The organism is Streptomyces sp. LaPpAH-108 (assembly GCF_000373625.1).
Lineage (GTDB): Bacteria > Actinomycetota > Actinomycetes > Streptomycetales > Streptomycetaceae > Streptomyces.
Window position 1 is genome coordinate 585,501 of record NZ_KB891987.1, and the last position, 26,474, is coordinate 611,974.

The window sequence follows — 26,474 nt, forward strand, 5'->3', positions numbered from 1 at the left end:
GGCGTGACCGTCAGTCGTACGTCGTAACGTGTTGCCATGCAGATCTTCGGCGTGGACATCGGCGGTTCCGGGATCAAGGGTGCCCCGGTGGACCTGGACAAGGGCGATCTCGCCCAGGAGCGCTGCAAGGTGCTCACCCCGCACCCGGCGACCCCTGAGGGCGTGGCCGACGGCGTGAAGCAGGTGATCGACCACTTCGGGTGGACCGGCCCGGTCGGGCTGACCTTCCCCGGCGTGATCGCGGACGGCGCGACGGTCCTGACGGCGGCCAACGTCGACAAGAGCTGGATCGACACCGACGCCCGCGCCCTGTTCAGCGAGCGGCTGGGCGGCCTCCCGGTGACCCTGGTCAACGACGCGGACGCGGCGGGCCTCGCGGAGATGCAGTTCGGCGCCGGGCGCGGTCGCAAGGGCACGGTCATCGTCCTCACCTTCGGCACCGGCATCGGCAGCGCGGTCTTCACCGACGGCGTGCTGGTCGCCAACACCGAGCTGGGCCACCTGGAGCTGAACGGCCACGACGCCGAGAAGAGGGCGTCCAGCAAGGCCAAGGAGGACGGCGAGCTGAGCTGGGAGCACTGGGCGCGGCGGGTGCAGAAGTACCTGGCCCACCTGGAGATGCTGTTCTCGCCCGACCTGTTCATCATCGGCGGCGGCGTCAGCCGCAAGGCCGAGAAGTTCCTCCCGCACATCAAGGGCATCAAGGCCGAGATCGTCCCGGCCCAGCTGCAGAACAACGCGGGGATCGTGGGCGCGGCGATGCGGGCGGCGCAGTCGGAGCGGTAGCCGTACGGGCTGTACGGCTCGGGGTGCCGGGTCAGCGCGGCGGCTGGCCCGGTGCCGCCCCGGCGGCCCGGCGCCGCCGCTCCCGTACCCACCTCACCCGTCGTACGAGCACGATCACCCCGGCGATCAGCGTGCCGCCGTAGAGCCAGGCCGCCTGGGTGGCGAGGCCGGTGAACAGCCCCATCAGCCGGGCGAGCAGGCCCGCGCCGCCGTCGGTGAGCGGGACGAGCCCCACGCCGAAGGCGATCGGCACGACCACGGGGGCGGTCAGCAGATCGTTGTCGCGCACCCACAGCGCCGTCAGCGCGCACACCGGCAGGAACAGCAGGCCGTACCCGGTCAGGGACGCGTCGAACAGCAGCAGGTCCAGCCAGCCGAGCAGATACATCGCCAGCGCGCAGAAGAGGCCGCCGCCGAGCCCGGTGAGCCGGGGGCCCGGGAACCCGCGGCGGGCCGGGGCGGTCGGCTGGGGCGGCCGTACGCGGGGGGCGCGGGGTGCGGCGGACGGGCGCGGGCCCCGCTCGGCCCCGGCCGGAGGGCGCCGTGCCTGCGGCGGCAGCTGCGCGGGCGGCGGGGTGCCGCGTCGCGGTCCGTCCTGCGGGGATCGCGTTCTGTGTTGCTCCACTGGACCAACTTAGGTCTGTTTATGTGCCGAATCGCCCCTGGGACACGCCGAAGACGCCCGAGCGGGGTCGCTGGGGCGGGGGCGGAGGGGGGGGGTTGGACGGGGTGGACGGCGGGTCGGGCCGGACGGGGGTGAACGGGATCTGTGGCCGGGCGGGAGGGCGGTGAGCGGCGCGCTCCGCGGCCGGGCGGAGGGGTACCGCGCGGTACCGCGCCCGCGGGACAGGCACCTTCGTCGGGCACGCGGGCTCACGCGAGACGGCTGTCCCGGACGCCGTAGACTGGTGGATCGGCCGGTGTCACCTGGCCCCTGGCAGCCCCTGGCCCACTCATCAACGGGAAGTCGCAACGTGTCGCTCACGATCGGAATCGTCGGCCTGCCCAATGTCGGCAAGTCGACCCTTTTCAACGCCCTGACCAAGAACGACGTGCTGGCGGCCAACTACCCGTTCGCCACGATCGAGCCGAACGTCGGCGTGGTCGGCGTCCCCGACGGCCGTCTGGCGCAGCTCGCGTCGATCTTCGGCTCGGAGCGCATCCTCCCGGCGACGGTGGACTTCGTCGACATCGCGGGCATCGTGCGCGGCGCCTCCGAGGGCGAGGGCCTGGGCAACAAGTTCCTCGCGAACATCCGTGAGTCCGACGCGATCTGCCAGGTCATCCGGGCCTTCAAGGACGAGAACGTCGTCCACGTCGACGGCAAGGTCTCGCCGAAGGACGACATCGAGACGATCAACACCGAGCTGATCCTCGCCGACCTCCAGACCATCGAGAAGGTCCTGCCGCGTCTCCAGAAGGAGTCCCGGATCAAGAAGGACGTCGCGCCGAAGGTGAAGGCGGTCGAGGAGGCGAAGGAGATCCTGGAGAAGGGCGACACCCTCTTCTCCCAGGGCATCGTCCAGGGCAGCGAGCGCGCCGAGCTGCTGCACGACCTGCACCTCCTGACGGCCAAGCCGTTCCTCTACGTCTTCAACGTGGACGAGGACGAGCTGACGGACGAGGACTTCAAGAACGAGCAGCGCGCGCTGGTCGCCCCGGCCGAGGCGATCTTCCTCAACGCCAAGCTGGAGGCCGACCTCGCCGAGCTGGACGAGGAGGACGCCATCGAACTCCTGGAGTCCGTCGGCGCCGAGGAGCCCGGCCTCGCCACCCTGGCCCGCGTCGGCTTCAACACCCTCGGCCTCCAGACCTACCTCACCGCCGGCCCCAAGGAATCCCGCGCCTGGACCATCAAGAAGGGCGCCACCGCCCCCGAGGCCGCCGGAGTCATCCACACCGACTTCCAGAAGGGCTTCATCAAGGCGGAGGTCATCTCCTTCGAGGACCTGCTGGAAACGGGGTCGGTGGCCGAGGCCCGCGCGAAGGGGAAGGCGCGGATGGAGGGCAAGGAGTATGTGATGCGGGACGGGGATGTGGTGGAGTTCCGCTTCAATGTGTGACGGGTGACATAACGCCACGTCGCTGATCTGGCAAACGTGCAGGTCAGATGGGGTTCGACTCTTCGGAGTCGGGCCCTTTGTTTTTCCCGTGCTGGGATGGTGCTGGGGTAGCTGATCCCTCGTCACCTGTCGTCATCCCTGGTCATCCGTACCGTGCTGGGATCGTGTTGGGAAGGGATGGGGGTGCCCGTGCTGGGATTTGTGTGAGCGGGGCGCTGACCGAGCTGTGAAGGTAGTGCGACGTGGCGCTTTTCCTACTCGTTTGACACAATCGGGGTATGGCCGAGAAGACCTACAGCATTGGGGAAGGGCCGGCGACGCGGGTGAGCCTGTCGTTGCCGGAGGGGACCGCGGAGGCGATCCGGGCTCGGGTGGGTAAGCGGGAGTTCTCCGCGTTCATCGCCGAGGCGGTCGAGCGTGAGCTGCGCGGGCAGGTTCTGGACGAGTACCTGGCGGACTACGAGAGCCGCAAGGGGCCGGTTTCCGGGCAGGCTCGTCAGCGGGCGCGGCAGGTCTTCGACGAGGTGTTCGCCGAGGAGGGCGAGTGGCCCGCCGCAGGTTGAGTCACGAGGGGACACTGGTCCTGGACAGCGAAGGGCTCTCGAAGCTGCTCGCCGACGAAGAACAGGTGGTGGCTCTGATCGCTGAGGCGCGCTCGCGCGGCATGGAGGTCGTGATCAGTGCGCTCACCATCATCGAAGCCGTCCACGCCCGTACGAACAAGTCACGCCTGGACTGGGTGCTTTCCGGGCTGCGGGTCGTCCCGGTCGGTGACGAGGAGTCGAGGGCTGCTTCGAAGTTGCTGATGAATGCCGGGTTGCACGGACACAAGTACGCGATCGATGCGGCCGTCGCCGAGGCCGCGCTGCGACAGCACCGCCCCGTGGTCATGCTGACTTCCGATATTGACGACATGGCCAAGCTGTGCGGCGAGCGGGTCCGGCTCGTGGCGGTGTGATTTCCCTTGGTCCGGCTCAGTAGGAGCGGGGTCCGTAGGGGCTCCAGTGACCGAGGAAGGGCTTGAGGTCGTAGCCGCTGGGTTTCGGCGGCGTGGGCAGTTTCGGCGCTGAGGCCGATTCGGTGAGGTTTTGGAGGTGCGCGTCCGCGAACGCGAGCCACGCCTCGACCTCGGTCCGCTCCTGCCCGGGCGGAAGTGATGTGGCATGGACGCCTACTGCTGCGACGTATTCAGTCAGGCGCCTGGCCTGGTACCAGGTGTCTGCCTGTTCTCCGAACTGTTTGACGCGGTAGGCGTGGGCGTAGGCGGCGTGGGCTTCCTGCATGGCGGCTTCCCAGCGCTTTTGCTGTAGCTCTCTGGCCTGCTGGTCTGCAAGGCGTTTGCGTTCCGCGGCTTCACCGCGGAGGCCGACCTCTTGCGCGATCTCGGCGAGTTGGTCTTCCAGAGGCCGGTCGGGGAGGTCGGTCCATTCGCTGGCGCGGTGCGGGCTGCCGCCGCTGAGTAGGAAACGCAGGTGGTTGGAGGGGGTGTAGTCGAAGCGGGGGATGCGCATCCATGAGTGCTTCTTGGCGTCGGCGAGTTCTTTGTCGGTGGGGATGTGTTCGCTGCGGTCCTGTTCTTGAAGGACGAGGAATCCGATGCTTTCGCCTTGGGCGGTGATGGTGAAGTGCGGTGGTGCCTTGCGGCGTCGATGGGGCGGGGGTGCGCCTTTTGTGGTTCCGAGTGCTGCCTTGTGGCCTTGTGCTTCGGTGGCGGTGATGAGGGTGTGGATGATGCGCAGGGCTCGGCCCTGGAGGGGTTTGGTCAATCCCATGGGCTGCGGCTGCTTTTGGAGGGCGGCCACGACGGCGTGGGGTTTGGTGAGTCTGGCCGGCACGGGGAGTGGGGTGAGTTCGGCGAGGCGCCAGGCAGGGATGTCGACCAGCTTGATTTCGTAGCCGCGGTGGGTGCGGTAGGCGTGGAGTTCCTGCGTGTGGGGGATCTTGCCGGACTTGCGGGCGGCGTTGACCCGTGGCGCCCAATTCACCGCGTGCGGGCCGGATCCGATGGGCTTGATGAGACGGCCGTCGTTCGCAACGGCCAGTTCATCGAGAAGCTGGTCCGCGTAGTTCGCAAGGGCCTTCGGCACGGCTCGGGGGCGCGGCGGTGCCGATTTTCGGGCGGGGCGTTCCGGCGGTCGGGTGCTCTGCTCCACGGGGCGGATGCCGCGGTCGATGAGATGCTGCCGCCCCTTTTCGGTGAGGTGGGCGCTCCAGTGTCCACGGCGTTTGGTGATTCTGATGAACCCTCGGTTCTGCAGGGCCTGTCCGCTGGTCTTGTACGTGCTGTCCGGCCAGGCTCCTTCGGGACACCCCTGGCCCGCCCAGTCGAGCACGGCCTGCTGCCGCTCGTTGAGGGCCTGGTCCATGTAGCCTCCCGCCGTTCCTTGGGTGCGCTGACCCCGGAGACAATGCCCGTTGCCCCTGCGGGAAGTCGGGGCTGCCCAGAGGACCCCCCGTTCGGATGAGAGGTACCGGAGGGTGCGTTTGCGCCGAGAACAGTTCTTCCTGGTGTTGATGCGTAACGGCTTGGGTTCTGAGCCGTTGATGGGATCCTGAGTGAACTGGCTTGGGGGACGGGGTGCACAGCGCATTTCGTTGTCGGCGCAGGAGACTTTGCGAATTCGGGCGGCGCAGTGAGGGCTGCGGTGTCCGGCGGCTCTCCTGGTCGAAGAGGGGAAGACGTTTGGGCTGACGCTGTTCCGATGACGCATCATGTGGAGTGTGTCGCGATCCTTGAACCGGTCGCAAAGGGATCCTGACCTGCGGTTTTGTGTGTGCGCATTATGTGCGGTGTGGGCGTTACGGGCGATATCTTGACGCTGAAATGACGCTCGTTCTGATGGGGTCAGGCTGCCTGCCGGGCAGGTTAGGCGCTGCGAGTCGGCGGGACATCAAGCCAGGCAACTGGCAGCTTCAGCCGGCGCTGCGGGTGGCGGACTGCGGGTTCAGCAACGGGCCGCGGCGAGCAGGCCGCTTCGTAGGTACTTCGGCCGCCCAGCCCGCTTTGCTCCGGGCCCGCCGATAGGGTGGGCGGCCTGGGAGCGAGGAGGAAGACGATGGCGCTGACCACGTCGCTGGCCGGTCGGGTCCGGAACACGAGTCTGCCGAAAAGCCATGCCCTTCTGCCGCTCTTGGAGGCCGTGGTCAACGGCATCCAGGCGATCGACGCCCGGTTCGGCGACGACATGGAGCCCGGTCGTTTGAGCATCAGGATCCGGCGTAGTCAGCAGGAAGCATTCGACTTCAGCCATGTCGGCCCAGGGCGCGCGGCGTTGAAGCCCATCGTCGGCTTCAGCGTCGAGGACAACGGAGTGGGCTTCACTCCGGAGAACATGACATCGTTCGAGACGCTGGACAGCGACCACAAGGCCGATATGGGCTGCCGCGGTGTGGGGCGCCTGCTCTGGCTTAAGGCGTTCGACAGGGTTTCGGTCCGCAGCGCCTACGAGGACAAAGCCGGATGCCTTAACGGGCGGCAGTTCCGCTTCTCCGTCCAGGGAGAGGTCGAGCCGGACGGGCAAGCGGAGGCTCCAGCTGAGGTCGGCACGACCGTGAGCCTCGACGGGTTTAAAAGGCCCTTTCAGCAGAGCGCGCTGAAGAGCGTCGAGGCCATTGCCCGTGAGGTCTTCGAGCACTGCATCTGGTACTTCCTGCGCCCCGGCGGTGCGCCCGACATCACGGTGGCCGACGATGACGGGGCGGTCTCGCTCAATAGCCTGATGCATGACTTTGTGTACTCCGACATGCAAAGGACATCGATCGAGGTCAAGGAGGAGAGGTTTGAGATGGTGAGCCTCCGCCTGAAGTCCTCGCCGAGGAATCTCGCGCCGCGGTTGTACTGGTGCGCTGCGAACCGTGTGGTGGTGGAGGAAAACCTCACCAGCAAGGTGCCAGGGCTCTACGGAAGGCTCAAAGACGCGGAGTCCTCCCCGTTTACGTACGTCTGTTACCTGTCCTCCGACTTCCTGGACAGCCACGTCCGCGCCGACCGTACGGCCTTCGACATCAGCGAACGTGTGCCGGGCACCCCACTGATCGAAGACGTGTCGATGGACGACATCCGGGAGAGCGTGCTCAAGGAAGTCGAAAGCATCCTTGCCGGACCGCTCAGCGCAGCACGCGAGGAGGGCAAGGCCCGGGTCCACGAGTTCGTCAGCAACCGCGCTCCGAGGTACCGGCCCGTCCTGTCGCGACTCGAGCAGCTCGGCGTATCCGTGGATCCGTCCATGAAGGAGCAAGATCTCGAACTACTGCTGCACAGCAACCTCCAGAAGCTCGAAGCGTCCGCGCTCGCCGAGGGCCACGCCGTCCTGGGCGAAGCAGGCTCCGCCCAGCCGGAGGGCTACGACGAACGGCTCGCCCGGTACCTGAACACAGTGACCGACATCAACCAGTCCGACCTGGCCGCCTACGTGGCGCGCCGAAGAACGATCCTTGACGTACTCGCCAGGCAGATCAGGTCCGACGACCAGGGTAGGTACAGCAAGGAAGACGCGATCCACTCCCTGCTCATGCCGATGCGGACCGACTCGAACGAGATTGGCACCGATGCCTCCAACCTCTGGATCATCGACGAGCGGCTCGCATTCCACGACTACCTCGCCTCTGACAAGACGCTCAAGAGCATGCCGATCACGGGTTCCGATTCGACGCGGGAGCCCGACTTGCTCGCGACTCGGCTCGTCGGCTCGCCGGTGCTGGCGGCGGAAGGGGCAACGCTCCCGCTGCCGTCCATCGTCGTGATCGAGGTCAAACGGCCGATGCGCAATGACGCTTCGGAAGACAAGGACCCGATCCAGCAGTGCCTGGAGTACGTGAAGCGTGTACGCGCCGGCGGAGTGAAGACGGCGCTGGGGCGGCCGATCCCCCCGACGCGTGAGGCGCCTGCCTTCTGCTACGTCCTCGCGGACCTCACGAAGACTATGGTGGACAGATGCGAATACGCGGGCCTGCGGCCCACCCATGACGGCATGGGTTATTTCGGTTTCAACGAGCCGTGCAAGGCATACATCGAAGTGGTGAGCTTCGACCGTCTCGTCAACGCCGCCACCGAACGCAACCGGGCGTTCTTCGACAAACTCGGACTCCCCTCCAGCTGGCAATGAGTGGAGCTACTCCGTCCGGCCCCCGGAGGATCAGTAGGCGTCGATGCTCCGGCTGGCCCCAGAGAGCTCGGAAGGGGCCGCTCGTGCAGAGTCGAGGCCCGGTGCCCATCTGTCGGCTCAGGACTACTGTGCTGCCTCGCGTAGATGTCTGGCCAGCGTGGTCACCGCGATCAGGGGGGCGTGGTGGACAGGATGCAGGTGGACAGGTGGCGCATGAGGCGCTTGCAGGGTCCTTCGCTCATTCCCGACGTCTGCTGTCCCGGAGGTGGGGCAGCCCTTCGCCGGTACTCTTCCCGGAGAATCCGGCACCTGACGTAGGGGGAGGGCGATGAGGGTGAAAGACGACAAGGCGTACGGGGTTCGCTGGTGACCGGTACCGGGCCGCAACCGGCAGACCTCCACTTCCCTGCTCTGGTCAACGGCCTCGACTTCCTGGTGAGTGCGGTCGGCTCACTGTCTGGTGACGACGGGCAGCCGGGACCGCGCGACATGAAGTACGCGGTCCTGCACCTCCAGGCTGCGGCTGAGACGCTGCTGAAGGCCCGGCTGGAGATGCACGATCCGGCGCTGGTGTGGACAAAGGTGGAGCTGTTCGACCAGCGCAAGCACGAGGCCGGTGACTTCAAAAGCTGCGGCGTCAAAACAGCGATCGAACGTCTGCGTGACACTGTGCGGATCGAGAGCACGATCGATCCGGAGGACGCTGGCCTCAGGGCCCTGGGCAGCCTCCGCAACCGGATCATGCACTTCGGGTTGAAGGACACGGTCCTCGCCGTGCAGGCGCGCACCGTTCCCGTACTCGATTTGCTGGTCGGCTTCATCAACACCGACATCCTGCCCCAGGTCCACGAGACCGATGAGGCATGGTCGGTTGAGCAGCACATGGAGCAGGTACGCGACGGTTTCAAGCACCTCACGGACTTCCTCGCCCTGCGCATGGAGACCCTGCGCAGTCGGTTGGACGGCTATGAGAGCTCGACGGCCTCGTGCCGCTCCTGCGGTCAGTTCACCGTCGTACTCGACGCAGGAGCCCAGGATCTCGCCTGCCTCCTGTGCGCGAGGCAGTACGGCACCGGCGAGGACGCCTCGTGGGAGTTCGTCGGCTCCAGCAAGCACGTCAGCATCACCGACGGAGGCGGCGACCTCAACGGCTGTAGCAGCTGCGGCGCCTACTCCGTGATCAGCACTCCGTTGGCCAGCTCGCCCGAAGAGGACTCCTGGATTTGCTTCGACTGCGGATCCACATATGAAGGCGTCTGCACCTTCTGTGACCAGGCCGCCGAACTCGTCCCCGACATGGACATGTGTGGCGACTGCTACGAGATCCGCCTGGCCAACTTCTGAGGGTGAGTCGGAGGTCAGGGTACGGCGTATCTGTAAGGATGAGGTTCGGGCGCTCTGCCGACCGCCTCGACGCATGGGGGAGCGGCGGCCGTCTTTGTGTTGTTCGCCGCCCTGGTCCACCTGCTGACCTGCGCCCACGGCCATCTTCTGGCCGGCGGGCAACACTGACAGCATCGCATTGGCTGCCTGCCCTTCTTCTCAGCCGCCGGCGCGGCCCGGGAGGCATGCCGCAGGTCGGCGGGGAAGAGGTGCGGGATGCCTGGTGTAGCAGGTGCTTAGAAGACGCCTGCTCCATCCACTGGGGCTGTACAGGCTGAACTGCGAAGACGAAGGAGCTCATGGCTGTGTCCCGGCAGGCCGGGGGACGTATGTGGGATCCGTGGACACCCGCGCGGGCCCCGAGGTCCAGACGTAGATTCTGGGCTGTGGCCGGGCGTTGGGGCTGGCCGCCGGTGTCCCAGGAGACATTTAGCGAGCGTGGTGCTGTGCTGCCCGGCGGGGATTAGAGAGGCGGCACCGGTCTGATGTGGCGTGTGGGAGGTTCCGCAGACTTCGGAAACTGTGGGTCATGCCGGGTAGCGTTGGCGCTCCTGGGGCCTTCTTGTACTTTGTCGCGGGTTCCGGTGCTGGGATGGTGCTGGGATGCCCGTATTTCCGCAGGTCAGGTCCCTGTGGGGTAGTTCCGCTTCAACGTGTAGCGGCTGACGCATCACCACGTCGCTGATCTGGCGAACATGCAGGTCAGAGAGGGTCCGGCTCTTCGGGGTCGGGCCCTTGGTCTTTCCCGTGCCGGAGACGGCGTACGGCATCGGGGAAGGGTCGGCGAGGCGGTCGGGCGCGAGCTGTGCGGGCGGGTCCTGGACGAGTTCCTGCGGCTCCGAACGCCTGGGTGTAGCGGGCGCGGACGTCCTCTCAGCGGATGTCGGCCACCTCGCGTTCCTGGTATTCGCGTGGGGAGAGCCCGTGGAAGCGGGAGAAGGCGGCGCTGAACGTGGGGAGGTGGGCGTACCCGATCCGGCGCGCGACGGCACTGGGCGGGGCGCCCCCGGCGAGAAGGTCGCGGGCGATGCGCATGCGGGCGGCGTAACGCCAGCGGCCGAGTGTCATACCCGTCTCGTCGCGGAAGGCGCGGTGGATCTCGGCACGGACATCGGCATCATGCGTCCCGCCAGGCTCGCCGATACGACGCAGCCACTCCATCGCGACAGCACGCGCGCGCGGATCGGTGGGCATCGGCACCGACAGCGCTCGCTGCACGGCGACCTGTTCCGCGAACAGGCCGAGGATGTGGCGGGGATCGTGGTCGTCGGGACGCAGTCCGGACCGGGCGCTGATCGAGCAGAACATCAAGTAGTCGTCCCACGCGGGCGAGAACCGCACCTGCAGCGGCGCGGTCAGGTGGAGGTCGGCGGTACTCGCGTTGCCCAGCGGCAGGGAGACGGAGTTCTCGCGGAGGCCGGTGACGTGCTCCATGTCCGCCGGTATCCAGGTCGCCACGCCTCGCTCCCGCTCGTAGCGCCGGTCGGCGATGTCCAGGTACCCGCTGCCTCGGTACATCCAGCTGAGGACGTGGATGTCGTTGGTGTGTGACGGCGTGCTGGCCGCGGGCAAGGTCTCGGGCGCGGCGGGAGTGCCGGTCTCGCGCACCATCCGGATCAGGTCGTCGGTCTGCCGTGCCGCCGCCGCCCGTTGTGTCAGTCCACCGGCGCCGGGCCGGGCGAACAGTCCCCGGCCGAACTCGTGGGGGGTCAGTCCGAACTGTCCCTTGAAGGCCCGCGTGAGGCCGTTGCGGCTGGCGAAGCCCACCAGAGCGGCCACCTGGTCCACGTCGTAACCGGCGGCGAGGAACTCCACGGCGGCGCCCAGTCGGCAGAGCAGCCGCCACCGCTCGAACGTGAGTCCGGTGTCGGCGAGGAAGTCGCGGCGGAGGGTGCGCGCGCTGCAGAGCACCCGCGATGCCCACCTCTCGACCGTGAGGTCGAGCCCCGGGTCGCGCATCAGTTCCTCGGCGACCGCTCTGGCGCCGCGAGCTCGCGGCATCGCCGGCGGGACGAACCCCTCCGGGCTTGCCTCCCGCCCGGCCACGGCGGGCGCCGGCGGGTGCGAGCCGGGACGACGAAGAAGCTCCTCGATCGCCTCGGGGGAGTACCCGCGGTCGCTGAACGGAGTGACCTGGAGGTTGAAGAGCTGGATCAACCAGTCCTGCCAGCCGCTGGGAACCTCGAACCGCGTCAGTTCCGACCACCCCCGAGCGCCGACGCCTGCGTGGGGACACAGCGGGAAGGCGACCGTGCCCGGCTCGGTGGTGATCGCCCGCGTCGCGCGGCCGTCCGCGGGAATCCAGGCGCCTTCGCCGGTCCTGAGGCGGAGCTCCGGTCCGTCGTCGAGGCGCACGTGTGCCGTGCCGGTGCGCACCCACAGCAGCAGCGGTCGAACGGGCGTGTCCGCCGCGCTCCACTGCGCACCCGGAATCGGCGGAGGGCAGCCGGAACCCGCGGCGAACGATGAGGCCATGGCCATGTCCTAACCGTACGGCAGTCTGCGCACGCTATCTGAAGTAAGGTTCCCCTAACCTTACCTGTGCGCGCCCTCCTGGTTCCGGCGCGCGGCTCCTTCCCCCGAAGCCATGAGGAAGTCCGGTTTCCCGCATGCCCAAGACCTCGCGCCCGATCACCGTGCACCCGCCGACACTGCGTGAGGTCGAGGTGGTCCGGACCGTCGACATCACCCCGGGGATGCGGCGGGTCACACTGAGCGGCGAACAGCTGCGCGCCTTCACCACCGCGGCCGGCTTCGCGCGGCCGGCCTTCGAGTCCCAGGGCTTCGACGACGACCTCGGTCTCTACTTCCCGTACCCCGGCCATCGCGATCCGGTACTCCCGGTCCAGGGCGAGGCCAAGCTGACCGTGCCCAAGGATCCTCGACCGCTGTCGCGGGCCTACACGGTCCGCCGGTGGGACCTCGAGGCGGGCGAGCTGGACGTGGACTTCGTCCAGCACGGGGTGGGCGTGGGAACGACATGGGCCTACCGCACCCGGCCGGGGGAGCGGATCCACCTCAGCGGCCCGCGCATGTCGAAGGCGTTCCCGGTCGGCGCGGACTGGTGGCTCGTGGCGGGCGACGACACCGCGCTCCCCGCGATCGGCCGCCTGCTCGACGAGCTCCCCTCCGACGCCCGGGCGCAGGTGTTCATCGAGATCGCCGAGGAAGCCCACCGCCAGGAGCTGCGTGAGCTGCCAGGGGTGGACGTGACGTGGCTGGTCCGCTCCGGAGCGACCGCCGGGACCGCCTCGCCGCTCACCGAGGCCGTCCGCGGTACGCAGTGGTGGCCGGGCCAGGCGTTCGTGTGGCTGGCCGGCGAGCACACGGCCGTCCGGGACATCCGTCGGCACCTGGTCGAGGACCGGGGTGTGCCCAAGGAGGACATCGACTTCGCCGGGTACTGGCGTCGCTCCCCGGTCGTCGCCCTGGAGACCGACGGGGCGATACCCGACCCGGAGAGGACCGTCACCCCGTTCCAGAAGCTCCACGACCTGACCGAACTCGTCGCGCCGATCGCGATCCGCACCGCCGTCGAACTGGGCGTTCCCGAGCTGATCTCCCGCGGCGTGACCAGCGTGACCGAGCTGGCCGCCAAGACCGGCGCCGACGAGCGCGCTCTGGGCAAGCTGCTGCGCTACCTGCACACCCTGGACGTGCTGACAGCGACGGAACCGTGTCACTACGCCCTTACGCCGGTCGGCGATGTCCTCACCCTCGAGTTCATCGCCGACGGGCTCCACTCCACCGGGGTGGTCGGTCGCGAGATGCTCGGCATCCACGGACTCACGGAGTCGGTCCGCACCGGCCGGTCCTCCTACGCCTCGGTCACCGGCCAGACCTTCGCCGACGTACGGGCCGAGCAGGACTACGAGGACCGTCACCTGGAGCGCCTGGCGAAGTTCCAGCCCGCACTGGCCGGACCGATCGCCACGTCCGGCCTGCTCGCCGGAGTCCGGCACCTGGTGATCCACTCCGGTGGTGCCGGTGCTCACGCCCGCGAGTACGTCGCGGCCCACGAGACCCTGCGCGTGACGATCTGCGCCCTGCCCGCCCAGGCCGACTGGCTGCGCCGCGACCTGCCCGCCACGATTCCCGACGCGTCGCAGCGCACGCGGGTCGGCGTGCTGGAGCAGTCCGTCTTCGAGCCCGGCCCGGCAGCCGACGCCGTGCTCATCAGCCGCGCCTTCAAGACCTTGCCCGACGCCGACGCCGCTCACGCACTGCGCCGGGCGGCGGAGAACCTCACCCCCGGCGGACGCGTGCTGCTGATCGAGGAGGTCTTCGACACCGACGACCTCGACGAGCACGACGGCGAGGCAGACCTGATCGGCCTGGTCTGCCACGGCTCCGGCCTGCGCACCGCGGCGGAGCTGGACGCCGTCATCGCCCGGGCCGGTCTCACGCGCAGGTCGGCGCGCACCGTCGGTCTGGGCACCACCGTCCACGAACTCGTCCGCGCCACCGCTGACTGATCCCCTCCACCCGGGCACACCCCTCCACCCGGGCAAGAAGAGAAAGAAAAACCACCATGAGCAGCACGCCTGTGACGAGGCGCGGCACGGTCCTCGCCGCCGCCCTGTTGAGCACGTCGCTCGTCCTCACCGCCTGCGGCGGTGACGGCGACGACAAGGCCGCCGCTGAGACCCGCAGCGTCAAGGCCGAGAACGGCACCGTCAAGATTCCCGCCGACCCCCGGCGGATCGTCACGATCGGCAACACGAACCTCCCCTTCATCGATCTGGGTGGCAAGCCGGTGGGCGTCACCGAGGCGTCCGAGTCCGAACTCGATGTGCTCCCGAAGGAACAGAAGAACGCGTACGAGGCAGCCGAGGTCATCGGCACCAGCGGTGGTGAGGTGGACCTCGAGAAGCTCGCCGGCCTCAAGCCGGACCTCATCCTGGTCCAGTTCTCATCGAATGACTGGAAAAAGGTCGGCAAGCGGCTCGAGTCGATCGCCCCGACCGTGCTCTGGGGGCTCGACACCGAGTGGAAGACCTTCGCCGGCGAGATCGCGGAGGCCGGCAACGTCACGGACACGCTCAGCCGGCAGACGGCGGAGTTCAAGAAGAAGGTCGCCAAGATCCAGGAGACCTACCGCAAGACCATCGACGACACCTCGTTCGTCGACATCTCCCGCGGAGACTGGAGCGATCCCGGAACGTTCTACATCGCGGACATCGGCTGCTCCGAGATCGCCCGGGACGACATCGGCCTCGACCTGCCCGAGGCGGCCGAGGGCAAGGACCCCCTGGCCTACGCATCCCTGCCGTTCGAGCAGATCAGCGAGCTGTCCAAGTACGACGTGATCACCTACCCCGTCGACGCCGACGGCCGGCCGACAGCGCCCTTCAAGCCGGTGGTCGAGACCAACACCTGGAAGGCGCTGCCCGCCGTGAACTCCGGTCGAGCGCTGGGGGTCTTCTGCCCCGGCAACAACTCCTACGGGCCCGTCCTGCGGTACCTGGACTCGCTGGACCATGCTCTGGCGACGCTCTCCACGAAGTAAAAGCAGCAGCAAGTGACACAGCGGCCCACGCCGCGCCGAGCGTCCGTCGCACACCAACCGACCCTCACCCGCAACGACGAAGGAAAAGAAGAGCACGGCGATGACCTTGACACCCCTGAGACGGCGCGGCACGTATGAGAAGGTCCCGACGCTCAAGTCGCTCAAGGAGGCGCTCGCAGCGCTGCCCGAGGCCGGATGACGCTCGTGGACGCAATGGAAGCGGCGATCCTCACAGAAGGCCCGCCACCCGCGGTTTCGTATCGACGCCGCCGTGCCATCGGGCTGGTCGCAGCCCTCGCCGTGCTGATCGTGCTGATGGCGCTCAGCGTGATGGTCGGCTCCAAGGCCATCCCGGTCGCGGTGATCTGGGACGCACTGTTCCACCCGTCTGCCAGCCCTGACCAGTTCGCGATCCGCGACTTCCGGCTGCCGCGCACGATCGTGGGTCTGGTCGTCGGCGTCGCACTCGGTCTGTCGGGCGCGCTGATCCAGGCGCTCACCCGCAACCCGCTGGCCGATCCGGGTGTCCTCGGCGTCCACGCCGGTGCGTCCTTCGCGGTGACGGTCGCCGTGGGTCTGCTCGGCGTCCGCGAAGCGCGGGGCTACATGTGGTTCGCGTTCGTGGGGGCGCTGATCGTCACGCTCCTGGTGCTCGCCCTCGGGTCGACACGGAAGGCCTCCTCGCCGGTGGTCATGGTGCTCGCCGGGGTCTGCGTCGGCGCCGTGCTCGGCGGCGCCAGGGAAGCTCTCCAGCTGGCCGACCCGGACGCCTTCGACGCGATGCGGTACTGGAACGCCGGGTCGGTCGCGGGTCGCCCGCTCGAGGTCGTATGGCCGGTCCTGCCGTTCTTCGCGGTGGCGCTCGTCCTGGCCTTCGCGGTGTCGGGCCCGCTCAACGCTCTGGCTCTGGGTGACGAGCTGGCGGTCGCCCAAGGGGTCCGGTTGGCACGCACCCGTGTGCTCGCGGTGATCGCACTCACCCTCCTTGCCGGTGGCGCCACCGCGATCGCCGGACCCATCGGATTCGTCGGACTCATGGTGCCGCACGTGGCCCGCTGGACCGTCGGCCCGGACCAACGCTGGATCTTCGCCTACAGCATCCTCCTCGCCCCGAGCCTGCTGCTGATCTCCGACATCCTCGGCCGCGTCGTGATGAGGCCCGGTGAGATCCCCGTGGGCATCGTCACCGCCTTCGTGGGCGCTCCCGTCCTCGTCGCGCTGGTGCGGCGGAAGAAGGCGAGCGGACTGTGAACACACACCTTCCGCGGGTGGACTTCGGGCGTCGGGTGCTGGTGCTGCGGCACCGGCGGATCGCGGTCCGGCTCCAGTGGCGCTCGGTCGTCGTCTGCACGGTGCTCGCGGTCGCGGTCGCCGGTACGGCGGTGCTCGCGCTGATGACCGGCTCGTACGCGCTGAGTCCCGGGCAGGTGCTCTCCGCACTGACCGGCCGGGAATCCGGCTTCGTCCAGGAGATCGTGGTCGAATGGCGGCTGCCCCGGGTGGTCGCGGCGCTGGTGTTCGGCGCGGCTCTGGGCGTGAGCGGGGCGGTTTTCCAGTCACTGTTGCGCAACCCTCTCGCCGACCCCGGCATCATCGGGTTCTCCCAGGGCTCCTACACCGGCGCGCTGGTCGTGATCCTGGTCGTCAATGGCACCTACGCGCAGCTGGTCGGCGGGGCGTTGCTGGGCGGGATGGCCACCGCCCTGGCCGTGTACGTGCTCGCCTACCGGCGAGGGGTGCAGGGGTTCCGGCTGATCGTCGTCGGCATCGGCGTCTCGGCGATGCTCGGGTCGCTCAACACCTGGCTGATCCTCAAGGCCGACCTCGACCAGGCGATGTCCGCGGCTGCGTGGGGTGCCGGGTCGCTCAACGGCGTGGCCTGGAACCAGGTCGTCATCGGCGGCGCCTGCATCGCCGTACTCCTGCTGCCGGCCGGGATGCTGAGCCGGCCGATGCGGCAGATGCAGCTGGGGGACGACGTGGCCGCCTCGCAAGGGGTACGGGTCTCGCCCGCACGCCTCGGCCTGATCCTGGTGGGAGTGGCGCTGACGGCGACGGTCACGGCCGCGTCGGGGCCGATCGCGTTCATCTCCCTGGTCGCCCCCCAGATCGCACGCCGACTCGCCCGCACCGCCGGGATCACCCTCGTCCCCGCCGCCTTCGTCGGGGCGCTGCTGTGCCTGGCGTCGGACTACCTCGCCCAGCACATCGCCCCCACCCCACTGCCGGTCGGCATCGTCACCGTCGTGCTCGGCGGCGGATACCTCGGATTCCTGCTGTTCACCGAAGCAAGGAGACGCCTGTGAGCGCAGTCTCGACCGACACCGCGCGCCTGAGCGTGCGGTCGGCGACGGTCGGCTACGACAAGCGGATCATCTCCGACCACCTCTCGGTGGCGATCCCCGACGAGTCGTTCACGGTCATCGTCGGCCCGAACGCGTGCGGCAAGTCCACCCTGCTGCGCGGCCTGTCCCGGCTGCTGAAGCCGTCGGCCGGGCAGATCGTCCTCGACGGCGCCGACATCAACTCGTACAGGACCAAAGAGGTGGCGCGGCGGGTCGGACTGCTGCCGCAGACCTCGATCGCCCCGGACGGGATCACCGTCGTCACGGCCGAGCTGGTCGAGGAGGTGTTCGGTCTGCGCTGCCTGGTGCTGTCCGATCCGGTGACCGGCAGCCCCCAGGTGGTGCCGCTCGGCCGCGAACGAACCCGGCACAGGTCCGCCGACCCCACTGATGCGGAGAGCGCGATACATGTCTGATCCGTCTGTCGAGAAGCTGTCGACCGGTGAGTGGAGCACGGAGAGGTTCAGACGACATCTCCGGGAGACAGGGACACCGCTTGTCGAGCGGGTCTCCGCGGACGAGGTGGAGGTGACCTTCGTCGACGAGCCCGGAGACGACACGACGGTCACCCTCTCGGTGGTGATCGGCCCCAGAATCGGCTTCAACCCGGTCGGCACGGAGTTCGCCCCGGTCGCGGGGACGCCTTTCCGTGTTCTGACCCTGCGGACGCGCTCCGACCTGCGCTTCTCGTACGTGTTCGTACGACGTGGGCCGACGGGTGAGGGGGAACAGGTTCCGGACCCGTTCAACCCGCCGCCGAGGTTCTCGGAGTGCTCGGTGGAGCGGTTCTCCGGGGCTTCGGTGGCAGTGCTGCCCGACGCGGTGCCGTTGCCCTGGCTCGACCGGGCCGAAGCGCGTCCGGCCCCGGCCATGGATTCCGCCGTGCTGGCGAGTGAGTTCCTGGGAAACGAACGACGCGTCTGGGTCTCGATGCCCCCAGGCGAGTTCGCGGACGAGAGCGCACTGCCCTTCGTGATCCAGTTGGACGGGACACCGGATCACAGCGCGCCGAGCGTTCGTGATGCCCTCGTCGAGGCGGGACTGATCCGGCCCTGTGCGGTGGTCCTCGTCGATCAGCTCGGACCGCGGCGCTACGAAGAGCTGCTCTGCGACCCGGCGTTCTCCCGGATGCTGGTCGAAGAACTGCTGCCGTGGCTCCACCACCGGTATCCGCTCGCGCGCGACCCCGCCGACGTCGCGCTGGCCGGCGAGAGCTTCGGCGGTCTGTGCGCCGGGTGGACAGCGCTCCACCACCCGACGACGTTCGGCAACGCCATCCTCCAGTCCCCGTCGTGCGGGTACCACCCCGGCCTCACGTGGGGCACCGGGGCAGGCGAGCTGCTGCACCGCACCCCCGTACCGACACTGATCGCCGACTTCCTGGCCGCGGAGACGGCACCGATCCGCGTCTTCCACGACGTCGGTGAGCTGGAGAGGTCGCTCACGCACAGCCGCTGGCTCGACCACGTGCTCACCGGCAAGGGCTACGACACCCGCTACCGGGAGTTCGCCGGCGGACACGACTACGCATGGTGGCGAGGACTCTTCGCCGACGCCCTGCTCTGGTGCTTCCCGCTCAGGAGCGGGGACGGGAGCCGGGCGTGAGCGGCTCTTCGCGTTTCCCGGGCGCCGACACCGCAGGACTGGGGCGAGGACCTCTGACCCGTCGGCTGCCGGTGCTGCTGCAGGCGCCTCCCGAACCGACCGAGGCTCCCCCGTTCGAGGCCGGGGCGGGGGTCACGCCGGGGCGGTTCCTGCTGCGGGTGATCTTCTCGGTGAAGCGGGTCACTGTTCCCGGGATGCTGCTGGCGGTCGTGTGGCAGGTCGGCGAGTCGGCGGTCCCCGTGGTGATGGGGGTGGCCATCGACCGGGCGCTGGCGACCGGGAACACGGGGCAGCTGGTGCTGTGGCTCGGCGTGCTGGTGGCCCTGTACGCCGTATTGACGGTGGCGGCGAAGATGGCGAACCGGCTGACCTCGTATGCGGTGCAGCTGCTGCAGCACCGGCTCCGGAGCACCCTCTCGACCGCCGTGCTGCATCCGGTCGGCGGTGCGGACCGGGCGCCGGACGGGGGCGTCGTCTCGGTGATGACCAGCGACGTCGCCCGCTTGGCCAACGCGGTGATCCTGGTGATCCTGCCGGTCTCCAGGATCGCGGCCATCGGGTTCATCGCCGTATCGCTGCTGGCGACGCACTGGCTGCTCGGGCTTGTGGTGCTGCTGGGCGCACCTGCCGCGGTGTGGCTGATGGGCGTGCTCAGCGAGCGGCTCTCCCAGGACACCCGCGCGTACCAGGAGCTCCTGGCCTCCACCGTCGGGCGGGCCACCGATCTGGTCGCCGGTTACCGGGTGGTCAAGGGCATACGCGCCGAGGCCGAGGCGACCAGGAGGTACCGGCAGGCGAGCCAGGAGACCCTTGTCGGGGCCCAGCGCAATGCGGGGCTCCTTGGGAGGTTCCTCGCGGGCTCGGGTGCGGTCAGCGGCACGTTCGTCGCCGCGGTGATGGGGCTTGCGGGCTGGTTCGCCGTGGACGGGCGGCTGAGCATCGGCGAGCTGATCGCTGCCGTCGGCCTCACGCAGGCGCTGCTGCCGCAGATCCAGTCGATCGCGAGCGCCTCCATCCCCAACCTCGCCGGAGCCCGCGCCGCGTCCGCGCGCGTCATCGACGTGCTGCGCGGCAACGGCGGCGGGAGCCCCGGGCAGGACGACACGACGGGGGCCGAGGTCGCGCCGCTGCCGGTGCTGGAGGTGTCCGCGCCGACTGCGACGATCCGCGTGGACCCCGGAGAGCTCGTGGGCGTGCGCGCCGACGACCGGACCGCCGCCCGCATCGCCCGGGCGCTCCTCGACCCGCGCGCCGGGGGCGAGGTGGAGGCGCGGCTCGACGGGATCGCGGCGCGGGAGCTGACCGCCGAGGAGTACCGCTCCCGGGTCACGGTCGCGCCGCACCGGACCACACTGTTCAGCGGAACGATCCGCGACAACCTCACCGTCGGCGCCGGTGCGCCCGAGCTGATCGATGCCGCGGTGCGAGCCGCGGCGTGCGACGACTTCGCCGCCGAACTCGACCTCCCGGTCGGCGAGGACGGCAACCGCCTCTCCGGCGGCCAGCGCCAGCGGATCGCGCTCGCCCGAGCACTGGCGAGCGATGCGCCGGTACTCGTGCTGCACGACCCGACCACGGCGGTGGACCCGGTCACCGAGCACGCGATCGCGGTGCGTCTGCGCGGCGCCCGTGCGGGCCGGTCGACGCTGCTGATCGCCTCGTCCCCGGTGCTGCTCGGACGCTGCGACCGCGTTGTCGACCTGTCCGTCGTGGACCTGTCCGAGGACGCACCCCTGCACGGAAGGACGGTGGGATGAGCGTGGCATCCGCTACGACCGGGCACGCGCTGCCCGTCGCGGGCGGCCGGGCGACGGCCAGGGAGGTCCGGCGGCTCAGCCGGGGACACCGGCTCCGGCTCGCCGCCGTCGGCGTGGCCGGGATCGTCAGCACCGCCGTCGACCTGATCCCGCCGGTGGCGATCGGATACCTCGTCGACCGGGTGCAGACGGGCACCGCGGATCTCGGCACCGTCCTGACGGTCACGGTCGTCATGGCGCTCTCGGGCGCCCTCGGCGCCGCGGGCACCGCGGTGGCGATCGTGCTCGCCACCCGCATCTACCACACCGTCCTCGCCGCGCTGCGCGAGCGGCTGGTGAGCCGCGCCATGACGCTCCCGCAGCACCTCGTCGAGCGCGCCGGTACCGGGGACCTGATATCCCGGACCAGCGACGACGTCACCGCCGTCGCCGATGCCGCCCCCGCGGTGATCCCCGCGCTCACCGTCACCGCGTTCACCATCGTGGTGTCGCTGGGCGGGCTCGCGGCGCTGGAATGGCCCTATGCGGTCGCGTTCGCCGTCGTACTGCCCGTCTACGCGCTCGCCATGCGGTGGTACCTGCGCACCGGGCCCCGGGTGTACCGGGCCGAGCGCGCGGCGATGAGCGGGCGTGCCCAGCAGATCCTCGAGTCCCAGCGCGGGTACGCCACCGTGCTCGGCTTCGGGCTCGCCGAGCGACGCCATCGCGCCGTGATGTCGGACTCCTGGGGCGTCGCGGTGCGGTCGCTGCGGGCACGCACCGTGCAGAGCATGCTCAACGCCCGGCTCAACCTCGGCGAATGCCTGAGCCTGGCCGCCGTGCTCGTCGTCGGATTCGTCCTCGTCGACCGCGGAGCCTCAACCGTCGGCGGCGCCACCACCGCCATGCTGCTCGTGCTGCGCCTGCTGGGGCCGGTCAACCAACTGCTGTTCGTCATCGACACCCTCCAGTCGGCCCTCGCATCGCTGAGCCGCATGATCGGAGTCGTCACGATGCCGACCGTGGACGCGGCCGACGCGTCGACGAGGTCGGCGGACCCGGCGGACCCGGCGAAGACAGCCACCGCCGTCCGGCTCCGCGAGGTCGCGTTCCGCTACGCCGACGGTCCCCTCGTGCTCGACGGCATCGGCCTCGACATCCCGGCCGGTCAGCACCTCGCGATCGTCGGCCCGTCCGGGGCGGGGAAGACCACGCTCGCCGCCGTGATCGCGGGCGTTCACCGACCTGACGCAGGGACAGTGATCCGTCCCTCCGGCACTGCGGTGATCACCCAGGAAGTACATGTGTTCGCCGGGACACTGCGAGAGAACCTCACGCTCGCCGCCCCCGACGCCACCGACCCCGAGATCCGTGCCGCGCTCGAAACCACCGGCGCAGGCGGTCTCCTTGACCTGTCGGCGGATGCCCTCGACACGGTGGTCGGCATCGGCGGACACCCGCTCACCGAGGCGCAGGCGCAACAGCTCGCCCTCGCCCGGCTGCTCCTCGCCGACCCGGAACTGGCGATCCTCGACGAAGCCACCGCCGAGGCCGGTTCCGCCCACGCCGAGCGGCTCGACCGCGCTTCGGAGGCGGTCCTTGCCGGCCGGACCGGCATCGTGATCGCTCACCGGCTCTCCCAAGCCGCCACGTGCGACCGGATCGTGGTCATGGACGCCGGTCGCGTCACCGAGACCGGCACCCACGACGAACTCCTCGCCGCCGGCGGCACCTACGAACGGCTGTGGACGGTGTGGCAAGCCGGGCAGCACATCAGCGCGAACAGGTGAGGGTGGTGCCGGACCGCCTTCGGGCATGGGTGCGCAGCACCCCTGCCGCAGGTCAGAGCCTTGTGGTTGGTCGAGTCAGATGGGGTCCGGCTCTTCGGGGGCGGGCCCCTGTGCGTCCCAGGGGGACGGTGGGGGCATGTCGTCCGGAGGCTCATCCTCCGGGTTCTGTGGCCGCTCGGCCTCTGGATCGTCGCCGTCGTCCGCCGTCGGCGTCAGTAGGGTCCGCCTGATCTCCTCGGCCGCCTCCACGAGCCCTTCTGCTTCCAGGCTCCGTACCAAACGGTGCACGAACACCGTGTACGAGTCCATGTCCGGCTTCAGACCCAGTGCCGCGAGCAGTACGAGCAGCCGGTCCGTGACCCCCACTTCTTTCTCGCGGTCGAATGTCTCCCCTGTCCCGCCCCACAGCGGATCCCCGACGGTCGCCTCGCTCCGCGCGCCCATGGGAGGGACGAGCAGGTGGTGGAAGAGTTCGGGTACCTCCTCGTCGTTGGCCGCCGCCGAGATCTGGGCGAGCGGGCCGATCATGCCGACCGCCTTCTCGATCTCGTCCTCGTGGCGGGCGAGCCACCACACCACCGCGCTGCCCGCGCTCTTGAGCACGTCGTCACCGAGGTAGCGGCGCTTGTTGCGCTCGTGCTCACGCTCGTACTCCCAGATCTCCTCGTCCTTGCGGAGGTCGTTCAGCTTCCGCAGGCGCTCGCGGTCGGCGTGGGCGAGGGTCAGCGTGACGTCGGACGCGAGGGCTTCCACCCGTCCGCTCCGGTCCGGGAGCGAGACGGCCAGCTCGCCCTCCAGGAGGTACCGGGCGAAGCTCGCCCGGCCGGGTTCCTCGCCGTGGACGACCTTCAGGGCCCGGCTGACGATCGAGGACACGGAGAGGGCCTGGTAAGCGCCGTCGGACCGGTCGGGGTGGCCGGGAACCGGCCGCCACCACACGGTGGCGGAGAAGAGGAAGTCGTAGCCGTCCACGGCGCTCGGCAGGGCCGCTTCGACGACCCGCGTCTCCTGGTACGGCGGCTCCACCGGCGCGGCGGGCGTCTCGGAGTCCTCCGGCTCGTGCGGACGGGCCGATGCGCGGCCACCGCTGAGCACCGTCATCACGAGCAGCAGGGAACCCGACACCGTGACCATGGACAGGAAGCCCCACAGCCACGCCGACCAGTGCATGAAGTGCCCGAGCACTGCCGGTGCGAAGCCGCAGAGCGCGACGAACAGCAGGCTGGGGAAGCGGTGTCTCATCGTGCCTCTTCCGTGGTCCGTGGTCCGGCGCCCGCATGCTCCGTACCCTCGGCACGGGCGTACTGCGCGTGGTCGATGTGCTCCCAGAAGCGGGCGGCGACGGCTGCCCGGGACGGCTGGCGCCCGGGCCCCGACCAGTCGCAGGCGATGGCGTAGAGACGGTGGAGAGCGGCCGTGCGGCCGTGCGTCGCCGCGACCATCCCGCCCAGCGCCGCCTCCCGGGAAGGGTCGTTTGCCGCGGCGTCGAGCCAGCTCCGCACCAACGGGTTCCAGAGGGGTGTCGGCGGCTGGGAGAAAACCGTCTCCCAGCCCCGGAACAGGACCGGCCACGGGGGCGGGTCCGGTGCCCGGTCGCTCCTCGACACCTCGGTCAGCAGCCGGAGCTGGGGCTCCGACCGGTGCGGCTCCCGGCGCGCACGGTTCCGCAGGCTCTCCACCAGCAGCCGGTAGCGCCGATGGTCACGGCCGACGAGGCCGAGCAGTGCCTTCCGGGCCTCACGCGCCGCCTCCCCTTCCCGTACGGCGAGGTGACGGAGCCGCACCATCGCCTGATCCGGGTGTGTCGCGGCGAGACTCTGGAGGCATGCGGCGGTCAGGACGCGGATCAGGCTGTCCGGCAAGGTCCTGGAGGTCACGCAGTGGTACATCCAGCTGCGGAACCGCCCGCCGAACCCCTCGTGACCGAGGCCGAGTTCGAGGGCCGCCACGGCGCGGGGGTCACGGGGCGCCCCGGTCGCGCCGTCCGTCCAGCGGACCACCAGGTCGATCAGGTGGTCGGGCCGTCCGACGGCCAGGGAGTGCTCACCGAAGCGGACGACCACCTTCACCCGGTCGTCGGTGGTCAGACCGCGCAGTCCGGCGGCATGGCCGATCCAGTTCCTGAGGTCGTCGCGTATCCCGGGAAAGTTCGCCCAGAAGTACGTCCGCATCGCGTCGGCGTAGGCCAGCCGCGCGAAGCGGAGACGGCCGTCCGGGCCGCGCTCGATCCCGAGTTCCGCCAGCCGCGCCCCGAAATCCGTCCGCGCCAGCTCGGTCGTCGTCTCTTCCTCGTGCCGCACCGTCCTCATCAGGCCGTTCCATGCCGCGTAGACGGTGTCGGCGGGCATCTCCTCGAACACCGCCGTCGTGAGCAGCAGGGCCCGCTCGGGCGCGGTGAGGACCGTTCTCACCTGTTGGCTCACCTCACCGGCCCGGTCGGTCACCGCGTGTATGGCCTGGTCGAGCCAGCCCGCGAAGTCGGTGCCGAACCGGCCGCTGTCCCGAGCGGCCCTCACCAGCCCCGCGAGCCGCGCCAGTTCCCGCAGGGGGGAGCGGTCGCACAGACGCCGGAGGCCGTCGCCGCCCAGGTCCGCGGAGCGGAAGGCCAGCCCGTTCATGCGGAGGTGCCGGGTGACGACGGCGACGCCCCGGGGGCGCCCCAGCTTCACCGTGTGCGGTTCGAGGTCCGGCGCGTGGGCGTGCGCCAGGTCCCAGGGCAGGACGACGACCATGTGGGCCCCCGCCTCCTGGACCTGCGACCGGTGCACGGCCAGGCGGCGCTGGGCCTCCCCGTACTCCTCCGCGTCGGTGATCCGGGAGAGGTCGAGGAGGAAGCGGTCCCCCTCGGCGGGGGCGAGCGGGCTCTCCTCCTTCTCCGTGCCGGGAAGCTCGTCGAACCGGTCCCCCACCCCGTCGGCGCCCTCGTCCTCGCCGAGTTCGTGCAGCAGCATGATCGCCGCGGCACGGCGCCCGCTGCCGGGCGGAGCCTCCAGCAGCACCACCGATCCCGGCTTCTCCAGACGGTCGGCGGCGGCGCGGTAGCCCACCGGGGGAGCGAACCGGTCGGCCAGACGTACACGGTCCTGCATGCCGATCCGCAGGGACTCGACTCCCTTGCGGATCATCCAGTCCGCGCCGTAATAGACGTACTGGTGACCCTCGCCGCTGTTCACCGGGCCACGCGGATCGTTGACGGTGACGTGGTCCCGCTCGGTCATCGTTCGTCGTCCGAGCGTCGGCGCTCGCGCTCGAAGCGCTGGTGGACCGTGCCGCTGTTGTCCCCCGCCGTGTACTGGACCCCCGTGTTGTCGCCCTCGAAGTGGGGGGCGTTGTACTGGTGGCCGCGGCCGGTGTTCACGGGCCCCTGCGGCTTGTTGAGGAAGGTGCCGGACAGGTCTCCGTTGAGGTTTCCGATGCCCCCGCGCACCTTGCCCGTCCGCATCCTGGTCTGCCCGGCGTCGTCGCCCGACCGCTTCTTCTTGCGGGACTTCGCCTCCGCGCGCTCCCGTGCGGCACGCTCGTCGCGGTCCACCGCACCCAGCTCGGGCAGCTGCCGGGCGAGGGCGTCGCCGATCGCCGTCAGGTCCGCCTGGTCGTTGCGGTGGTCGAACCGCTTGTACTGGCAGTCCGCCAGCTCCCGCAGATCCTCGGGCAGGACGGCGGGGTCGATCCGCGTGGCCCGTCCGACGAGCACGGGGATCACCAGGACCCCGCGGTCGAGCGCGGTGCGGATCTCACGACGGGGCCAGTCCTGCTCGGACTGGAGAGCGGGGCGGTCGTCGGCCCCGCGCACCTCCGCCCAGCGCGGGCCGATGACGGCGACGAGCGCCGCGCACTCGTCCAGCGCCCTGACCAGTTCCCCCGGGAAGCGGTGTCCCGCCTCGATCGACTTGCTGGCGAAGAAGATCCGCTCTTGACCGAACCGCCGGACGAGTTCGCGGGCGATCATGGTTGCTGCGGATTCCTCGTCGCCCGTGCGGTAGTTGACGAAGACGTCGGTCATGGGGTTTCCCTTCGTGAGAGGAAGACGACGGAGGCCGAGGGGTACGGACCCGCAGCCTTTGCGCCCGGACACATGAGGTCCCGGCCGTGTGACGGCATGACGCGTCCACGGGAGGGCGTACGGCGGTTCGGGCGGCGCGCGGTGGTGTC

The 26,474-nt window shown here is 69.6% G+C and carries 19 protein-coding genes and 1 pseudogene; 14 read left to right on the top strand and 6 right to left on the bottom strand.

Features of this window, described 5'->3' with window-relative positions:
* The first annotated feature begins 36 nt into the window (after positions 1–36).
* Positions 37–786, top strand: coding sequence for a polyphosphate--glucose phosphotransferase (gene ppgK, locus B079_RS0102720; protein WP_018544236.1), 750 nt, complete (start codon positions 37–39; stop codon positions 784–786).
* A 31-nt stretch (positions 787–817) separates the two neighbouring features.
* Here the strand turns inward: ppgK and B079_RS0102725 are convergent, their stop codons facing one another.
* Complete coding sequence (locus tag B079_RS0102725) at positions 818–1,411, bottom strand: DUF6542 domain-containing protein (RefSeq protein WP_018544237.1); 594 nt, start codon at positions 1,409–1,411, stop codon at positions 818–820.
* Positions 1,412–1,760: 349 nt separating this feature from the next.
* Between B079_RS0102725 and ychF the strand changes: the two genes are divergently transcribed.
* The 3 genes from ychF (at position 1,761) to B079_RS0102740 (ending at position 3,807) form a co-directional block, all read left to right on the top strand.
* Entirely contained in the window at positions 1,761–2,849 is a 1,089-nt protein-coding gene (gene ychF / locus B079_RS0102730) for a redox-regulated ATPase YchF (protein ID WP_018544238.1), read from the top strand.
* A 278-nt stretch (positions 2,850–3,127) separates the two neighbouring features.
* Entirely contained in the window at positions 3,128–3,412 is a 285-nt protein-coding gene (locus B079_RS0102735) for a hypothetical protein (RefSeq protein ID WP_018544239.1), read from the top strand.
* A complete protein-coding gene (locus B079_RS0102740; protein WP_018544240.1) occupies positions 3,394–3,807 on the top strand; it encodes a hypothetical protein in 414 nt (137 codons plus the stop codon). Before B079_RS0102735 ends, B079_RS0102740 begins: the two co-directional genes overlap by 19 nt.
* 16 nt (positions 3,808–3,823) lie before the next feature.
* Here the strand turns inward: B079_RS0102740 and B079_RS35695 are convergent, their stop codons facing one another.
* Complete coding sequence (locus B079_RS35695; protein WP_018544241.1) at positions 3,824–5,215, bottom strand: hypothetical protein; 1,392 nt, start codon at positions 5,213–5,215, stop codon at positions 3,824–3,826.
* 690 nt (positions 5,216–5,905) lie between these two features.
* Between B079_RS35695 and B079_RS0102750 the strand changes: the two genes are divergently transcribed.
* Together B079_RS0102750 and B079_RS33155 are read left to right on the top strand one after the other, a co-directional pair.
* The gene (locus tag B079_RS0102750) at positions 5,906–7,954 is read left to right on the top strand and encodes a hypothetical protein (protein ID WP_018544242.1); all 2,049 of its coding nucleotides are present in this window, start codon (positions 5,906–5,908) and stop codon (positions 7,952–7,954) included.
* A gap of 366 nt (positions 7,955–8,320) precedes the next feature.
* Positions 8,321–9,298 carry a hypothetical protein gene (locus B079_RS33155; protein ID WP_018544243.1) on the top strand — a complete coding sequence of 326 codons (978 nt, stop codon included), beginning with the start codon at positions 8,321–8,323 and terminating at the stop codon, positions 9,296–9,298.
* A gap of 912 nt (positions 9,299–10,210) precedes the next feature.
* Here B079_RS33155 and B079_RS0102760 read toward each other — a convergent pair.
* Positions 10,211–11,818 carry a helix-turn-helix domain-containing protein gene (locus B079_RS0102760; protein WP_199779851.1) on the bottom strand — a complete coding sequence of 536 codons (1,608 nt, stop codon included), beginning with the start codon at positions 11,816–11,818 and terminating at the stop codon, positions 10,211–10,213.
* 128 nt (positions 11,819–11,946) lie between these two features.
* Here B079_RS0102760 and B079_RS0102765 point away from each other — a divergent pair, with 128 nt between their 5' ends.
* The 8 genes and pseudogenes from B079_RS0102765 to B079_RS0102805 all read left to right on the top strand — a co-directional run bounded on the left by B079_RS0102765 (position 11,947) and on the right by B079_RS0102805 (position 22,322).
* Positions 11,947–13,812: a siderophore-interacting protein gene (locus B079_RS0102765; RefSeq protein ID WP_018544245.1), complete on the top strand. Its 1,866-nt coding sequence runs from the start codon at positions 11,947–11,949 to the stop codon at positions 13,810–13,812.
* Positions 13,813–13,868: 56 nt separating this feature from the next.
* Positions 13,869–14,846, top strand: a complete 978-nt coding sequence (locus tag B079_RS0102770) for an ABC transporter substrate-binding protein (protein WP_026248285.1) — start codon at positions 13,869–13,871, stop codon at positions 14,844–14,846.
* Positions 14,847–15,041: 195 nt separating this feature from the next.
* Complete coding sequence (locus B079_RS0102780; protein ID WP_018544248.1) at positions 15,042–16,097, top strand: iron chelate uptake ABC transporter family permease subunit; 1,056 nt, start codon at positions 15,042–15,044, stop codon at positions 16,095–16,097.
* Between the two features lie 17 nt (positions 16,098–16,114).
* Positions 16,115–17,152: a FecCD family ABC transporter permease gene (locus B079_RS0102785; RefSeq protein WP_018544249.1), complete on the top strand. Its 1,038-nt coding sequence runs from the start codon at positions 16,115–16,117 to the stop codon at positions 17,150–17,152.
* Positions 17,149–17,469 (top strand): annotated as a pseudogene (locus B079_RS33565) (ATP-binding cassette domain-containing protein); the annotation flags it as partial. The gene B079_RS0102785 and the pseudogene B079_RS33565, both read left to right, overlap by 4 nt.
* Positions 17,470–17,599: 130 nt before the next feature.
* Positions 17,600–18,796, top strand: a complete 1,197-nt coding sequence (locus B079_RS33160) for an alpha/beta hydrolase (protein WP_158684934.1) — start codon at positions 17,600–17,602, stop codon at positions 18,794–18,796.
* Positions 18,793–20,553, top strand: a complete 1,761-nt coding sequence (locus tag B079_RS0102800; protein WP_199779852.1) for an ABC transporter ATP-binding protein — start codon at positions 18,793–18,795, stop codon at positions 20,551–20,553. Before B079_RS33160 ends, B079_RS0102800 begins: the two co-directional genes overlap by 4 nt.
* A complete protein-coding gene (locus B079_RS0102805; RefSeq protein WP_018544253.1) occupies positions 20,550–22,322 on the top strand; it encodes an ABC transporter ATP-binding protein in 1,773 nt (590 codons plus the stop codon). Before B079_RS0102800 ends, B079_RS0102805 begins: the two co-directional genes overlap by 4 nt.
* A 75-nt stretch (positions 22,323–22,397) precedes the next feature.
* Here B079_RS0102805 and B079_RS0102810 read toward each other — a convergent pair whose 3' ends face one another.
* From B079_RS0102810 to B079_RS0102820, 3 genes are read right to left on the bottom strand one after another with little or no spacing between them, the layout of a single operon-like run.
* Entirely contained in the window at positions 22,398–23,564 is a 1,167-nt protein-coding gene (locus tag B079_RS0102810; protein ID WP_018544254.1) for a hypothetical protein, read from the bottom strand.
* On the bottom strand, positions 23,561–25,540 hold the full coding sequence (locus B079_RS0102815) for a hypothetical protein (RefSeq protein ID WP_018544255.1): 1,980 nt from the start codon (positions 25,538–25,540) through the stop codon (positions 23,561–23,563). The genes B079_RS0102810 and B079_RS0102815 overlap by 4 nt, the downstream gene beginning before the upstream one ends.
* Positions 25,537–26,325, bottom strand: a complete 789-nt coding sequence (locus B079_RS0102820) for a toll/interleukin-1 receptor domain-containing protein (RefSeq protein WP_018544256.1) — start codon at positions 26,323–26,325, stop codon at positions 25,537–25,539. Before B079_RS0102820 ends, B079_RS0102815 begins: the two co-directional genes overlap by 4 nt.
* Positions 26,326–26,474 lie beyond the last annotated feature (149 nt).

Excerpts from the sequence above, each read along its gene's own strand:
- ppgK (WP_018544236.1), top strand. The coding sequence starts at position 37 with ATGCAGATCTTCGGCGTGGACATCGGCGGTTCCGGGATCAAGGGTGCC.
- B079_RS0102735 (WP_018544239.1), top strand. The coding sequence starts at position 3,128 with ATGGCCGAGAAGACCTACAGCATTGGGGAAGGGCCGGCGACGCGGGTG.
- B079_RS35695 (WP_018544241.1), bottom strand. The coding sequence starts at position 5,215 with ATGGACCAGGCCCTCAACGAGCGGCAGCAGGCCGTGCTCGACTGGGCG.
- B079_RS0102750 (WP_018544242.1), top strand. The coding sequence starts at position 5,906 with ATGGCGCTGACCACGTCGCTGGCCGGTCGGGTCCGGAACACGAGTCTG.
- B079_RS0102760 (WP_199779851.1), bottom strand. The coding sequence starts at position 11,818 with ATGGCCATGGCCTCATCGTTCGCCGCGGGTTCCGGCTGCCCTCCGCCG.
- B079_RS0102765 (WP_018544245.1), top strand. The coding sequence starts at position 11,947 with ATGCCCAAGACCTCGCGCCCGATCACCGTGCACCCGCCGACACTGCGT.
- B079_RS0102770 (WP_026248285.1), top strand. The coding sequence starts at position 13,869 with ATGAGCAGCACGCCTGTGACGAGGCGCGGCACGGTCCTCGCCGCCGCC.
- B079_RS0102780 (WP_018544248.1), top strand. The coding sequence starts at position 15,042 with ATGACGCTCGTGGACGCAATGGAAGCGGCGATCCTCACAGAAGGCCCG.
- B079_RS33160 (WP_158684934.1), top strand. The coding sequence starts at position 17,600 with ATGTCTGATCCGTCTGTCGAGAAGCTGTCGACCGGTGAGTGGAGCACG.
- B079_RS0102805 (WP_018544253.1), top strand. The coding sequence starts at position 20,550 with ATGAGCGTGGCATCCGCTACGACCGGGCACGCGCTGCCCGTCGCGGGC.
- B079_RS0102810 (WP_018544254.1), bottom strand. The coding sequence starts at position 23,564 with ATGAGACACCGCTTCCCCAGCCTGCTGTTCGTCGCGCTCTGCGGCTTC.
- B079_RS0102815 (WP_018544255.1), bottom strand. The coding sequence starts at position 25,540 with ATGACCGAGCGGGACCACGTCACCGTCAACGATCCGCGTGGCCCGGTG.
- B079_RS0102820 (WP_018544256.1), bottom strand. The coding sequence starts at position 26,325 with ATGACCGACGTCTTCGTCAACTACCGCACGGGCGACGAGGAATCCGCA.